Source organism: Natronomonas sp. CBA1123 (assembly GCF_009741925.1).
Lineage (GTDB): Archaea > Halobacteriota > Halobacteria > Halobacteriales > Haloarculaceae > Natronomonas.
Genome location: NZ_WPCC01000003.1, coordinates 67924 through 81231, shown reverse-complemented (window position 1 = coordinate 81231; position 13308 = coordinate 67924). Strand labels below are relative to the sequence as shown.

The window sequence follows — 13308 nt, the reverse complement described above, 5'->3', positions numbered from 1 at the left end:
CACGAAGCAACGTTCCGTTCGGCCCTTGGGAACACTCAACGGAAGCAGACATCGTTATCAATTCGGAGTTCGATTTCGTTGGCTGCCGAACGAATAAGGGATTTCGTATCTTCGAGGTGTTCACCCGTCAGACGCTGGCGTGGTCCTGAAACGACGACTGAGCCGTAGATTTCCTCTGTGCCGGACACCGCTACAGCAACCGATTTTACCCCACGGTTGGTCTCATCGGAAGTCACAGCAATACCGGTATCTCGTATGTCTTTGAGGTCTTTCAGTAGGGTTTCCGTGTCCGCGATAGTTTTCGGCGTCTTCTGGTCAAACCCTTGCTTGTCCGTGATTTCCCTGACCCGCTCGTCTGAGTACCCAGCCAGTATCACTTTGCCCGCAGCCGTCGCGTGGAGGCCGGTCCGGGTACCGGACCGACAAACGAGGTCAACTCCCCGTTCTCCAATCTCTCGATAGAGATAGACTGCCTGACCACGCTCCTCAACCACGAACCAAACCGTCTCCTCAGTGTCGTCCGCCAGCTGACTAATCGGCGGAGTGACGGCTTCTTTGAGAGCAAGACGCTCACGGGTGTAGCTTCCGTGATCCAGAAAGCGAAGAGAAAGGTAATACGTGTCGTCCTCCTTGACCACATATCCATGCTCGTGTAGCGTCATGAGGTGGTCATGGACAGTGCTTTTCGCCATCTCTAGGTGGGTTGCCAACTCCGTAACGCCGGCACCGTTCAGCGCCTGTAGCTGGTTAATCACGCTGAGAAGTGTGTCGGCCGTCTTCACCGTTCGGGTTGGCTTCATCCTATTCCACGAATATGCGCCCGGTATAAAAACACTTGTGCTGGTAGGCGGAAAATAAACATTCAGTTTAGTGTTGATGTTCGGGTTTAAGGAACAGAACAAGAAACATATTTGAACAACCACACAACATATTTTTCGCACATAATTTAGATATGTATACTACTATACTCTTATTTATAACACAATTCTTCAGAAAGAGACAGATTTGAATGGCAGTCTTAGCGAACTTGTGTTCGGCCCGTGTGAACGAGGACCACAGTTTTGATAACAGCGTTATGCTTGTTATCTCATAGTGAACTGGCCCTATAGCTGATGAAGTATCTACTTGTCATATGTATCAGGGAGTATGTTTCTGGGCCAGCTCTACAAGGTAATAATGGAATCAGGTGCAACGGCGTCTCAAACACGACAGTGTCGATCTTGGCACCGAAAACTGAATCGTACCAAGCGATTCGAACATTCCATAACGATGTTAGGATTGTTATTGTCTATCAGAATTGCAAAGCGTTAATGTGTGACCCGCACATTAATCCAGACATATGAGTACAAAAAAAGTTGAACCGAAAGGAGCGCTTTCCGTTCGTAACATCGGTGGTATCGACGAGACGGAACTCACCTTCGAACCAGGGATAACAATCCTCTCGGGCCGAAACGCCACCAACCGAACCTCGCTGCTACAATCAATCATGGCAGCTCTCGGCAGCGACAACGTCTCTATCAAAGCTGACGCCGACGAAGCACACGTCGAACTCACCATCGATGGAAACACGTACACCCGGACGCTCCAGCGCCGCAACGGCACGATTCAAACCAGCGGCGACCCTTATCTCGACGACCCAACCGTTGCCGACCTCTTCGCGTTCTTGCTTGAATCTAACGAGGCCCGACGCGCCGTCGTCACCGATGCGAACCTCCGTGACATCATTATGCGACCGGTCGACACTGACGAAATTCAAGCCCAAATCGACCGACTCCTCGACGAACGACGGCAGCTCTCCGACGAACTCGACGAACTCGACTCACTCAAAAACCGCCTCCCCTCCCTCGAAGAAGAACGCACCCAACTCCAACAGCAAATCGAGGAGAAACAAGCCGAACTCCAAGACCTCGAAGCCGACATCGAGGAGCGGGACACCGACGTCGAACAGAGCCGCGACGACAAAGCCGAACTCGAAAACACACTCGAAGTCCTCCGCTCGAAACGCTCAGACCTCGAAACCGTCCGATACGAACTCGAAACCGAAGAAGACAGCCTCCAATCGCTTCAGGCCGAAAAACAAGAGGTCGAAGACGACTACGAGAACCTCCCCGAGACGCCCGCTGGCGACCTCGACGAAATCGAATCCAAAATCGACCAACTCCGAAGTGAAAAACAGGCCCTGGAATCCGAAGTCAACGAACTCCAGAGCGTCATCGGGTTCAACCAAGACATGCTCGAAGATGCGGGCAACGGCGTCTTCGACGCCCTCCAGACCAGCGCTGAAAACGACGACGTGACTGACGAACTACTGCCCGACGACACCATCACGTGTTGGACCTGCGGCAGCGATGTCGAAGCCGACCAAATCGAAACCACCGTCGAAAAACTCCAAGACCTCAGCAAAGACACCGTCAGCGACATCAACGAGATTGACGCGGAACTCGATGACCTCAAAGAGCAGCGCCGCGAACGCCAAGACCAACAGCGCCAACGCGAACGCCTCGAGCGCCGCCAACGAGAACTCGAATCTGAAATCGAAGACACTGAAGCCCGGATTCAAACCCTAACCGAACGTCGAGACGACCTCCGGGAGGAAATCAAAACCGTCGAAGCAGAGGTCGAAGAGCTGGAAGACGAATCCAACGAGGAACTCCTTGAGTTGCACAAGGAGGCCAACCAGCTCGAGTACGACCTCGGATCCCTCGAGAGTGACCTAGAGCGCATCGAAGACAACATCTCGTCCATCGAAGCCCGACTCGACGAAGAGAGCGACCTCAAGAGTCGTCGCGAAGCCATCAACGACGAAATCGAGGAATTGCGGACGAAAATCGAACGTATCGAACAGCAAGCCATCGAGGGGTTCAACGACCACATGGACACGGTGTTGGAGACGCTCGACTACGAGAACATCGCTCGAATCTGGCTCGAACGAACGGAACAGCAGGTCCGCGAGGGCCGTCGAAAGGTAACCAAGAGCGTCTTCGAGTTACACATCATCCGCCAAACCGAGTCGGGAACGACCTACGAGGATTCGATAACGAACCTCTCCGAGAGTGAGCGCGAAGTAACAGGGCTAATCTTCGCCCTCGCGGGCTATCTCGCCCACGAGGTGTACGAGACCGTCCCGTTCATGCTGCTCGACTCCCTGGAAGCGATTGATTCCGACCGCATCAGCCGCCTCGTCGACTACTTCGCCGGCTACAGCGACTTCCTCGTCGTCGCGCTACTGACCGAAGACGCCCAAGCACTGGACGACTCCTACAATCGGATTACCGAAATCTAAGATTCACCACCTGGAGATTCAGTCGGTTTTCTCGTCGAGGATTTCTTTGAGCCGGCTCTTCCCGAGTTCCTCGATGAGGACGGACAACTCGAGGATTTTCTCTTCGCCCAACTCCTCGACGAGCGCTTCGATTTCGTCGGGCGAGAAGGTGCGTGCGAGACTCGACATCGTGTCGATGACTTCGCCGGTTTGCTCTGCAACCTCCGGTGTGGGAGCGATTGTGAGCGGCCGATTGACGAACTCACCGTCCTTGTAGTAGCAGAATCGGAGCTGGTTGTCCTCTGTCTCTTCCGGCGTGACGATTTGGACGACGCCGTATCCGTCTTCCCACGTCTCAATCGTTTGTTCGAGCAGCGTTCTATATCGCATATACACAACGTATTACGCATGAATACGTAAGCGTTTTCATTTGTTATAGTTTTGTGAGTCCATGCCCTTCGCCCTTTGCACCTAGTCCGGTGGAACTCGAATATGTTCAGCCCCTCCAATGGCACCCAGGATTGGGTATCACAATCATCCGTCGGTGAGGAACGGAATCGGATCGACAACAGGACGAGAGTCTGTTTCTATATCCTGAGTCGTCGCTATTCCCAAGCACCCTTTACCGCCTGCCGTCGATCATTCAATCTATCCTGCTCGGTACGGGGGTCGTAGTGTTTCTTGATGACTTTAACTGAGACATCGAATCGTTCACTAGCCAACTCCCGCCGCAAACCACCGCTGAGATGGTTGACAATCGACCCACGTCGAATAGCATGGGGATAGTAAGATTGGTTGCAGGGGTCCGAATCTGGATTGCAGCCACCATCACAACACGAATGAGAATTCGTTTGAGGCTGCCACCGACAGCCCGTTGCTTCGTAGACCCACCGTCGAAGCGTCGATCGGGCAGCTCGGCCATATTCAGTTGCAAATAGAGGCTTCCGTCCAAACTCGTCAGTAGCGGCTGGACGCCCCACCTGAATGTAGAGCTGGAGCGCGTCCGCGACGGTGTCCTCAAGGACGATATTCCGTTCCCCATCGCCGCTGGAACCGGTATCGTCATCGCCATTTTTCAACCGTGTACCACTCTCGGGACGATGACGAAATCGGAGTTCGTTGTCCTGTGTATCAAAATCATCGACATCGAGTGAATGGACACCCCCGATACGAGGACCTGCGTTCCAAAAGAGCGCGACGAGTGCGTGGAGTCGCGATCCTCGACGATGCTTTTGGAGATTGTCGAGTACAGCAGTTATCACTCTCTTCGGTATCGCCTCGTCTCGAGCAGTTGGGGTCAATCCTAATTCTTGCTTATCAAGAATTCGGTACACCGCTTCACCACACAATTGGCGCTCGTTGAGCCACCGAAGCCATCCTCGAACGTTCTTCGTATAGGTGAGTACGGTTGCATCCGAATCGTACTCACCTTGGAGTTCATCAACGTAGGCGTCGACGACTTCCGTTGAAAGCTGGCCAGGGGACGTAATATTTCGCTCATTAGCAAAGTCGACAAAATCAGGAATTGTACGCTTGTACTGGGCTTTCGTTGCTGGACTACGATTCTGTCTCCGTGAAAGAAATCGTTGATAGAGCTCCGAAAGGGTAGCAGAAGTCGAACTGTCGCCTAATGGATTATTTGTCTCCCCGGTGGAGTTGACCACTTGGAGGATTTGATCTACAATCTCAGGGTCATCAATCTCAGACAACACAGTTGCTATTTCTTCGCTCATGATGGCGTAATCGCCTCCAAAGCAGCGTACTGGTAGAGATCATTAGGAGAGAGTGGAACCGGCATGGATAACCTGCTGGGGTTGTGACTAGGAGTACATACGTCAAGCTGTTCTACTGGGAACTGAGAGGCGGTACGGCTCGCATCTCCTATTGAACGACGGAGAGTCGAGACACTCATCCGCCCATTTCGAGAGGTAAAGAGTGGCTCATTATTGCCGCTCACGGGTTCTCGTTCGTGCTCGAGGTACATTTTAAGTGCTTCACAGGTTAGCTCCGAAATGCTGGCAGTGTATTTGCTAACCAACCCTGCGCTGCCCACAACGTAATCCTGCGAAACATCCACTGTGACGGTCCCTTGCTGGAGATTAATATCAGCACAGTCAATCTGCACAAGTTGTTCCACGCAGCTTTTCGACTCAATCAACAGTTCCGAATAGACGTGAACGCGGGAGCCAAACAGACATTGGCGCAGATACATTAGGAGACAGTTGACAGCTCTCGAGAGAGCTGTTTTTGTTGAGGTGCTTCGAGCAACAATCGTCGAGAGATTTTGTGCGAGGGCTTGCAGTCGGGGAGAGTCACTCGTTATGAGATTTGCCACGACTTCGATTTTTGTAGCTCTCGGACTTCGAGATCTGATGTAGGCTAGAAAGTTCGAGAGGGAAGATGCATATCCGGAAGCCGTGTCTATGGATTTCTCTAATTGTATGACTGCATGTCGTATGAACAAATACGCGTGGTCCGCTGTTGGTAGTGACCGAGGTTCGCTATTTTCCGAGTACCACTCAATAAAGCTTGAGAGGGTAGTTCGATAAGAAGAGACTGTTGGGTCAGAAACTGAATCAGTGAGTTCGCTGCAAAACCGGTCAACTGCACCTTCCAGAGACCTCGCTTGGGCCGGTGTCCCTCGATGGAAGTGGTTCATACGACCCCCCCTGCTACACCACCATTTGTGCTGGATAGTCCCCCTGAGATCAGCTGATGGCCACTGAATGGCCATTTTGAGTCTTCAAACCCGTCTTTTACCAACTGTAGTGGCTACTGAGTGACCATCGGCTAAATCGCGTATACTTATTGAAGAAGTAGTAAATCAGATAGGTCTGGAAGAGGATTAGAAATCGCGTAGTCTTTTTTGTGAGTCAAAAATCGAACGAATTATGTTATCGTATTCCCCCTCAGTATGTTCGTATCTCTTTGTTGTGGACATATCGCTATGATTCGCTGCTTGCTGCCTCGCCTCACTAGGTGCCCCAGAGTTCTTAAGAAATGTAATATAGGTGTGCCGTAGGGCATGTGGCGTGACTTTTGACCATTTTCTCGTTATTTCTTTTCCATTTCTAGTTTCGGTAGTTGTTCCTAAAATATCCTGAATACCAGCGCGTTCAGCTGCTTTTTTAACAGGTATACCAAAAGATGCGTTGCACCCGAGTTTCCCAATACCCTTTTTCGAGGGAAATACGTAGTTGTGCTCCATCGGTGATGAGTGGCTTTTCCGCCCAACCTTTTCCCATTGTTTTAATTTGAGCGAAAGAATTTGAGGCATGGCAGCTGAGTAAGCCGGACCTCCACCCTTGGGGTTTCTAACTCGAATTGTTGATTGTTCGTAATCAATATCATCAAGCCGGAGGTTACGAATTGCCTTATTTCGTAAGCCTGTACAAAATACAGTAAAGGCCATTAGTTTATTTCGTAGATATTTGAAGGAACTCAATAATTTTTCAACTTCTTCGATGGTCAATGCTTGCCGTTCAAATCCTCCGGCAAAAGAATACCCCCTTAGACTGTGTCCTTTGATAATTTCATAAGACAAATTTGCAGTCTTGTCAGATAAGGTATCAACATAGTGATATATATTCTGAATGGTTGTCTTGTACCCCCTCACGGTTTCTTCCGCTCTTCCCAAGGACGTTTTGTACGATAAGAATTTCAAATAATGTTTAAAATCTTCAGATAGCAAATCAACACCCAGATCCCGCAAGAAATCAACATACTGCCGCTCGTTACATGCCGATAATCGAATACTGTGCTCTGTAGATTTCCTCGCCTTTCTAAGCTCTAGCCAATTCTTAGAGACCTCATGGCGGACTCGATGAGGATCAGTCATCAATTTGTCCTCCTGATTGATTAATACCGAATGTGACAGAGTCTACACCTTCAGTATTAATCCGGCCTAATTCTTGTAACTCCAAGAGACACCGAGAAACATCGGTTTTTGATCCGGGAATTTCTGTGAGGATTGATTCGAACGTTGTTCTATTGGGATGGTTTTCAAGAATATATTCGAACACCTCACCAGTTCCATCACTTAATTGTTGCTCTGAGGGGATATTGAATGCATTTGGATTCTCTCTTGATGGCTTATCTCTCTGAGATGTGGATTCCTCACAGTCGGATTCAAGCAAAATCTTCTCAATCTGATCCAATTGAACGGACATTTCCCTAAGGAGATTATCTCCGCTCCCCTCAAGCGTCTGCGAGTGGTCCTCGATCGCATTCCGAACACACAAGCTGGCATTTCCACCATAGCAGTTCTCAGCTATTTCATTCAGACGGTCATCATGATATTCAGTTAGAGTAAACCGCCGAGCATTGAATCGAGACCCATTGCCTGATTGATTTTCAGGCATGCTATGTCCACCTCATAATCTGCGCGATACAGACTGAAAACGCGGGGACACTATCGGCTTCAACAGAAGAGAACCCCAAACGGTTGCTTTTGGTTACGCCTTCTGAACGGTTCACGTGCTTTTTTACAGTGCGGCCGCTATTGGCCGCTAGAGCTGGTGTTTGCATTGTTCGAGACCGGCTCTATGTCCGGGGTGGCCTCCCCGGGCAGATTATGGCACAACTGCACAGTCCATGATCTGCGATGTCATCGAGCCGGTGTGTGACGATTACGCCAAAGAAGATTATAACTTTTGGTTAATTATAGACGTAAGAATATTGCAAACCAGTAAGTATAATGGAACTTGGTATGGTATTTTTACTTTCTCTATTTATTTTGTAATAGAAACCAATACATTATGTTAAAGGCTATAAGTATTCAGAACCATATTGCCGCAATTGTTGCTGGTATTAATGGAGGTCGACGGTTAAGGCTAAGAACTCTCGAAAGAGTGGCGTGACTGTTAATCAACCAACAGTAACTAACAGACTATTCAGTAATAGATAATACATTATTTTATTTATTTATTAGAAGATACTAGTGCGGAGACAGATGGGAAACCGGATAATATGATGTCTAAAGCGCCTCATTTCGGCAAATTAAATCGGTGCATCTTATTCAGGAGCAGTTTTCGTTAGAAACAGGCTGCATACAGACTAACAGAGGGTATTTATTCGGTATCTACTCCAGAATCAAAACTGGAATATTCATACCAATTATATTATGAGTGCTTCAAAAGAACAATAATCAGACCATCGAAACAGCACCAAGTCAACTACCGTAGATAGGGAGCTCCGCAGTGAATGTGAGAATAAAATTAAGTTGAATTATACGGTAACTCTCACAGATTGCACCTGTTGGGAAAGTACTTTAAAACATCAAAATCGTGTAGATATGGCAGATTATCGCGGTGGATCAAACTTCGCTCGAATAGACTCGAACCCATCTCTCGAGCCATGTGAGTATCCTTTGGTCGTCTCAGAGGTGGAGTGATTCGCAATGAGTTGCCTGTAAGGTAGACTCACACCTGCTTCCTCGAGTAAAGTGATACAAGAATGACGAAGAGTATGTACCGTGACCCGTTTCCACTCTCTGTATTCCTTCTCTGTATTCATCATTTGCTGCTGCTTGGTGGACAGTCGAGATCGACCAATCACGCCCTGAATCCCTGCTTTTTCAGCGGCATCAACGATGATTTTGTTCAAGCTTTCATTCCGGCCGAGCTGTTCTTTCGTCTGACCAGGAAATAGATACGGACCTCCTAGTGCGAATCCCCCACGGTGCCCACGAATCCAAATTTCGAGTTCATACGATAATTCATCACTTATCGGGACGATGTAGGGCTTCGAGTTTTTGGGGTTAGGAACGTAGATTGTAGAGGCTTCAATATCGACATCTTCTATTCGGATACTCCGGAGGTCAGAGTTTCGCAGCGCGGTTTCAATCGCGACAATCGCGATTAACCGATTTCGATAGCTGTTGAACGAATCGAAGAGTCTACGAATCTCTTCCCGAGAGAGCGCAACTCGTTCTATCGGCTGGGGCGTCCGATATTTGCTAGTGTCTATTTGTCTGAGTCGTAAGGGCTCTAATGCGAGTTCGTCACCTGCGTCGGTCCAGAGTCGGATGTATCGATAGAGCTCACTTATTGTCGTCAGCTTACCTTGTATGGTTGATTCACGATTACCGTGTCGTACACAATCCTCGATGAAGCAAACGACATCCTCCAATTGAGCATCCAGTACAGAACAATCTCGACTGTGTAGGAATTCGACGTACTGTGTCAATAGAGAGTCGTACGATTTGACCGTCGTTTTCGCAAGAACAATCCCGTCATTGCGGCGCAGATATTCCTGAGCGTATTCGTCGGGTACCCGGTATTTGACCGGCGATTGGGACTCCTCATTCATTGAATCCACCAGTTTGGCAATATCCAGGAAGTCCATAGCGATGGCTCCCTTCCTCTATTTCAACCACATACGCTTGATCGATGAGCTGACCTAGGGCAGGTTGAACACGAGAGAGCGGTAATTCCAACTGCTCGATTAAATCATCCACCCGAAGAGGCCTTTTTGCCTCATTCATTCTACTGTAGAGGCGCCACATCTCGTCGGACATTCCGAGTCGTTTAGACGAGGCAATTTCATCCTGCGGCACCTCCAGTATTTCTCCCCGAATCTCAGTAATCTCATCCAGAATCTCTTCCTGTTGGATTCTGATTGAATCCACCTGCCCTGCAAGACGTTGCGTTGCAAGTTTGCCTTGGCCGTTCAGGGACTCTCTGTGATCTTCGATAGCAGCCCGAAGACAGAGACTTACATTTCCCTGATAGTGCCGATCGGCCAAATTAACTAACACGGCATCTTGAGGCTCTGGGATGGTGAACTTCCGCCGAATAAACACCGGCCCATCTTCACGACTCATAGGGGGGCACCTCGCAACTCGTCCGGAGGGAATAGGCTGAATACTTGGGCCCATATCCGCCAATAATTCTCAATGCTGCCCGAAGCGGCGGCTTTCGCTGAATTTCGGTAAGCCTCAGATGGACGGCTTCGTGCAAATTCGTTTAGTTCGAAGTCTTCGAGTGTCTGGCCAAAATATTGCTCCAAGATATTCTCAAACTCTGCATGATAGAAGCCTCGAAGCGATGGCTTGTCGATTCCTGAATTGCATACCAAACGGCGTCGGAGAAATTGAAGCGTTTCGGTTGAGGGTGTAATCAGGACGACATCCAAATACCGATACGGGTTCAGCCGGCTGTACAGTTCCTCAAGTAATTCCGTCTCAGTGGTGGTCTTACCGATACCGATACGAGCAGCGTGAGACTCAGTTAACCCGGCAGCATTCCCAATCCCAAGCTCCCAACTACAGATGTAGGAGGCACCATCAGTTGATTCATCCAAATTAGGAGTGGGGTTCTCTGAGTGCTGTTCTACATCTAAAAGCAAGAACAGCCAACTCTCTCGGGTTTCATCGGCGCTGTACCAGTTACGTGCCGCCATTGATTCCCTCCGGTGGTTGTTGCTCGTTGAGTCCAGGATCAACGAGTTGTCCGGGCGGACCGATACCAGTACACGCGGGACAGTCAGGAGTAGAATAGTCAGTCTCTGTCGAGTTTTCTATCTGCCAATCGTGGGTGGCGTCACAACGGCTACATTGCCAGTCGTATACGCGATACTCTTCCGCGAGGTCGGGGTATTCCCATGCAAGCGTCGGAGTGAGTCCCACCCCTTGGTGAGCCTCAAGATAATCGACTACTTTTTTTCGCGGATACTCAGGAAACCCTGGAAGTAATCCGGTCGGGGTACTGTCCCCATATGCCAGGTCTCCTTCACCGCATCGTTCGCGATACGGACAAAATTCACATTCCCAATTGTATTCCGGAGTTGCTGGCGGAAGTTCTTCATCGAGGCGATACGTGGTCTGGGTCTCAGCCCACGTAATGAGAGTCTCATTCCAGAACGCCTCATCGAATTCAATGAGGAATGACCGAATTTCGAGACTCGTCCGGCCCCCATACAATATCACGGCTTGATCGATGTCTCTCTCGTACTTCTCAGAAAGACCGTGCATATACGCATGCGCCTGGGCTTTGTGATGTCTATTGGGTTCGGTGACGTTGTCGACCGTTCGCTTTGTCTTAATCTCGAATAGCAGGAGAGGAGTAGAATCGGAGTCGACGACTACAGGGTCCGTCTCACCTCGAATACGTATTTCACCTACATCAGTTTCGACGACGAAGTCCACCCAAAGAGAATTACAGACAAACGTCTCCTCATCAGCAACAGCGTCTTGGAGGAATGGGAGCACGAGATCTTCTTCAAAATGCGTTCCGAACCAGAAGATTCCACGAGGGTCAGTCGTCTCCTCGGGAGCGTTGAGCTGGCTATAGTATGTTTTTCGATGGCATTGCAAGAGACGACTTGGGCTGTGTCGTTCCGGTGGCGTTACCGGGCTAGGGCCGTTGAAATACGGCTGGCCATTTCGGATGTTTTCTACGGTCTGTCGGTGTTGATACCAGTCTCTGAATGCCTCACTACCTATTCTGGCGTAGATATTCTGTACATCCGCCTGATGTCTACTGGCCACCCTCACCACCCCATAACAGAGAGCGTGCAGTAAGGTTGGATAAGCGTCTGCTTGTCCAAAGTAGCGTTCCTGGCTTCGGATTGGGGTGGATATTGACTCACGAATAGAGATAGGAGTACACTGACTTACTCAATCACCCGTTGACGTCTATATTTCAACGCTACCAAACCCGTAGAGGGCGTCGACCGTAGATTCATTCACGATGATGAGAAGTAGTGCGATAGTGAAGTTCGGGCCGGGAGAAACAGTCTGACGCTCCGGGTCATAGATGATAATGTCGACCTCCGCGAGAGTTGGTAGATGCGTCTGAGCAAGCGCGTTGTACACATTTCGGTAGGGTTCACCAGTAGCCTGCCGAGCGGTAATCCCCATCTCGTGGCCAGCTATTTCCCGTGCAAGTTTGCGAACCGAGAGAACGTTCTCATCTGCAGCCTTCAGCTTTTGAACTGCCAACCGTCTCCTGTTTGCTCGAAGCGCATGGTACAAGTTCGACAAAAATTCCGAATCGATTTCGGTCATAAACACTCCCATGGGAGGTAGTCGGGCATTGGCGTTCGTTCATGTGTCCAGTAGATGCGTTCCAAGGTATTAGTTCCTCTCCCGGAACAAATTCATATCTGACACCATCCGGCCGATTTAGTTGATGAATGATGGCCCCGGTCGGAAACCGACAGTCACGGATGATGAAATTCTGAATCTTTTTATGTCGTCTGAAGATCCGGTTCTCACAACTCGCGAAATCGCTGATGATCTCGAAATCGGACGACGAGGAGCACTAAAGCGACTGAAGGACTTGGAAGACAGAGGATTCCTCAAATCTAAGGAGCATAGCGGCAAGCATACTGTCTGGTGGTATCCTGGCCACACCACAACGAAGCCGGTTCGTCCTGAGTAGGACCGGCAATACAACGGGCGTTAGAGCTGTTGAAGCCAAGCCTTCGGCCGAGGTCGAGCTATTTCGAATATTTCGATGAGCGTCTTCTTGGGTGCAGCGATTAACGATCTGCGTAGTCAAATACTTACAACCGGTTGGGGATATTTGGACCTATTAGCAGATTTATCCCAAGATTTCTCTTACTAGAAATCTTTAATGGAAACGATAGCATGTGATAAGTATGGAAGGCAACACCACCTCACCAACCGTTGACCGAACAGTCGAGATAATTAGTGCCGTCGATAACGAAGAGTGTGCTAGCCTTATCGCCGATATTGTAGCCCACCCGAAAGGCCTCGTTTCACCGAAAGAATTCGCGATTCTCAATCCTCCGCTTTCGAAGTCACAGATCAGTAAGCGACTGAACAAACTCCGCGAGTCAGGTGTTGTCGCATACGAGAATTCTCCAGATCAGAGCCCTGGTGAACCACGCCGATATTATCACCTCACGAATGAAGCTCGGGAGGTGTTTGACCGCAACAACATGTTCGCACCGGGGCCGCTCAGTGAAATGTTTGATCAAATTGACCATAGCGAAGAATTCCTCAAGTTAATCGAGAAGCCGCGTCCGAGTGTGGATACTGAGGCGATTAACACCAATCGGCGTTATTGAATCCCTTCTAC

Annotated in this window: 13 protein-coding genes; 3 read left to right on the top strand and 10 right to left on the bottom strand. The window is 49.5% G+C overall.

The genetic code is table 11. From position 1 onward, the window contains the following. Window positions 1-35: 35 nt before the first annotated feature. Window positions 36-800 (bottom strand): IclR family transcriptional regulator, encoded by a 765-nt coding sequence (locus GJ631_RS02820; protein ID WP_156707689.1) that lies wholly within the window; start codon window positions 798-800, stop codon window positions 36-38. 539 nt (window positions 801-1339) lie between these two features. Between GJ631_RS02820 and GJ631_RS02815 the strand changes: the two genes are divergently transcribed. After that, window positions 1340-3283 (top strand): archaea-specific SMC-related protein, encoded by a 1944-nt coding sequence (locus tag GJ631_RS02815; RefSeq protein ID WP_156707688.1) that lies wholly within the window; start codon window positions 1340-1342, stop codon window positions 3281-3283. Window positions 3284-3301: 18 nt separating this feature from the next. Here the strand turns inward: GJ631_RS02815 and GJ631_RS02810 are convergent, their stop codons facing one another. The 9 genes from GJ631_RS02810 to GJ631_RS02770 form a co-directional block, all read right to left on the bottom strand. Next, entirely contained in the window at window positions 3302-3652 is a 351-nt protein-coding gene (locus GJ631_RS02810) for a hypothetical protein (RefSeq protein ID WP_156707687.1), read from the bottom strand. 215 nt (window positions 3653-3867) lie between these two features. Further along, entirely contained in the window at window positions 3868-4995 is a 1128-nt protein-coding gene (locus GJ631_RS02805; RefSeq protein ID WP_156707686.1) for a site-specific integrase, read from the bottom strand. 1112 nt (window positions 4996-6107) lie between these two features. After that, window positions 6108-7100, bottom strand: coding sequence for a site-specific integrase (locus tag GJ631_RS02800; RefSeq protein WP_156707685.1), 993 nt, complete (start codon window positions 7098-7100; stop codon window positions 6108-6110). Then, window positions 7093-7623 carry a hypothetical protein gene (locus GJ631_RS02795; RefSeq protein WP_156707684.1) on the bottom strand — a complete coding sequence of 177 codons (531 nt, stop codon included), beginning with the start codon at window positions 7621-7623 and terminating at the stop codon, window positions 7093-7095. Before GJ631_RS02795 ends, GJ631_RS02800 begins: the two co-directional genes overlap by 8 nt. Before the next feature lie 940 nt (window positions 7624-8563). Further along, on the bottom strand, window positions 8564-9607 hold the full coding sequence (locus tag GJ631_RS02790) for a tyrosine-type recombinase/integrase (RefSeq protein WP_156707683.1): 1044 nt from the start codon (window positions 9605-9607) through the stop codon (window positions 8564-8566). After that, complete coding sequence (locus GJ631_RS02785; protein WP_156707682.1) at window positions 9564-10085, bottom strand: hypothetical protein; 522 nt, start codon at window positions 10083-10085, stop codon at window positions 9564-9566. Before GJ631_RS02785 ends, GJ631_RS02790 begins: the two co-directional genes overlap by 44 nt. Next, window positions 10082-10663, bottom strand: a complete 582-nt coding sequence (locus GJ631_RS02780) for a hypothetical protein (RefSeq protein ID WP_156707681.1) — start codon at window positions 10661-10663, stop codon at window positions 10082-10084. The genes GJ631_RS02785 and GJ631_RS02780 overlap by 4 nt, the downstream gene beginning before the upstream one ends. Continuing rightward, window positions 10650-11759, bottom strand: a complete 1110-nt coding sequence (locus tag GJ631_RS02775; protein ID WP_197424762.1) for a PD-(D/E)XK nuclease family protein — start codon at window positions 11757-11759, stop codon at window positions 10650-10652. Before GJ631_RS02775 ends, GJ631_RS02780 begins: the two co-directional genes overlap by 14 nt. Window positions 11760-11897: 138 nt before the next feature. Beyond that, window positions 11898-12269, bottom strand: a complete 372-nt coding sequence (locus tag GJ631_RS02770) for a hypothetical protein (RefSeq protein WP_231753867.1) — start codon at window positions 12267-12269, stop codon at window positions 11898-11900. Between the two features lie 124 nt (window positions 12270-12393). Between GJ631_RS02770 and GJ631_RS02765 the strand changes: the two genes are divergently transcribed. Both GJ631_RS02765 and GJ631_RS02760 read left to right on the top strand, forming a co-directional pair. After that, complete coding sequence (locus GJ631_RS02765; protein ID WP_156707679.1) at window positions 12394-12645, top strand: winged helix-turn-helix domain-containing protein; 252 nt, start codon at window positions 12394-12396, stop codon at window positions 12643-12645. 220 nt (window positions 12646-12865) lie between these two features. Then, entirely contained in the window at window positions 12866-13297 is a 432-nt protein-coding gene (locus GJ631_RS02760) for a helix-turn-helix domain-containing protein (RefSeq protein ID WP_156707678.1), read from the top strand. Window positions 13298-13308: the final 11 nt, after the last annotated feature.

Bases quoted from the DNA above. Each gene is read 5' to 3' on its own strand.
- GJ631_RS02790 (WP_156707683.1), bottom strand. From the start codon at position 9,607: ATGGACTTCCTGGATATTGCCAAACTGGTGGATTCAATGAATGAGGAG.
- GJ631_RS02815 (WP_156707688.1), top strand. From the start codon at position 1,340: ATGAGTACAAAAAAAGTTGAACCGAAAGGAGCGCTTTCCGTTCGTAAC.
- GJ631_RS02800 (WP_156707685.1), bottom strand. From the start codon at position 7,100: ATGACTGATCCTCATCGAGTCCGCCATGAGGTCTCTAAGAATTGGCTA.
- GJ631_RS02780 (WP_156707681.1), bottom strand. From the start codon at position 10,663: ATGGCGGCACGTAACTGGTACAGCGCCGATGAAACCCGAGAGAGTTGG.
- GJ631_RS02760 (WP_156707678.1), top strand. From the start codon at position 12,866: ATGGAAGGCAACACCACCTCACCAACCGTTGACCGAACAGTCGAGATA.
- GJ631_RS02820 (WP_156707689.1), bottom strand. From the start codon at position 800: ATGAAGCCAACCCGAACGGTGAAGACGGCCGACACACTTCTCAGCGTG.
- GJ631_RS02785 (WP_156707682.1), bottom strand. From the start codon at position 10,085: ATGAGTCGTGAAGATGGGCCGGTGTTTATTCGGCGGAAGTTCACCATC.
- GJ631_RS02795 (WP_156707684.1), bottom strand. From the start codon at position 7,623: ATGCCTGAAAATCAATCAGGCAATGGGTCTCGATTCAATGCTCGGCGG.
- GJ631_RS02805 (WP_156707686.1), bottom strand. From the start codon at position 4,995: ATGAGCGAAGAAATAGCAACTGTGTTGTCTGAGATTGATGACCCTGAG.
- GJ631_RS02765 (WP_156707679.1), top strand. From the start codon at position 12,394: ATGAATGATGGCCCCGGTCGGAAACCGACAGTCACGGATGATGAAATT.
- GJ631_RS02770 (WP_231753867.1), bottom strand. From the start codon at position 12,269: ATGACCGAAATCGATTCGGAATTTTTGTCGAACTTGTACCATGCGCTT.
- GJ631_RS02810 (WP_156707687.1), bottom strand. From the start codon at position 3,652: ATGCGATATAGAACGCTGCTCGAACAAACGATTGAGACGTGGGAAGAC.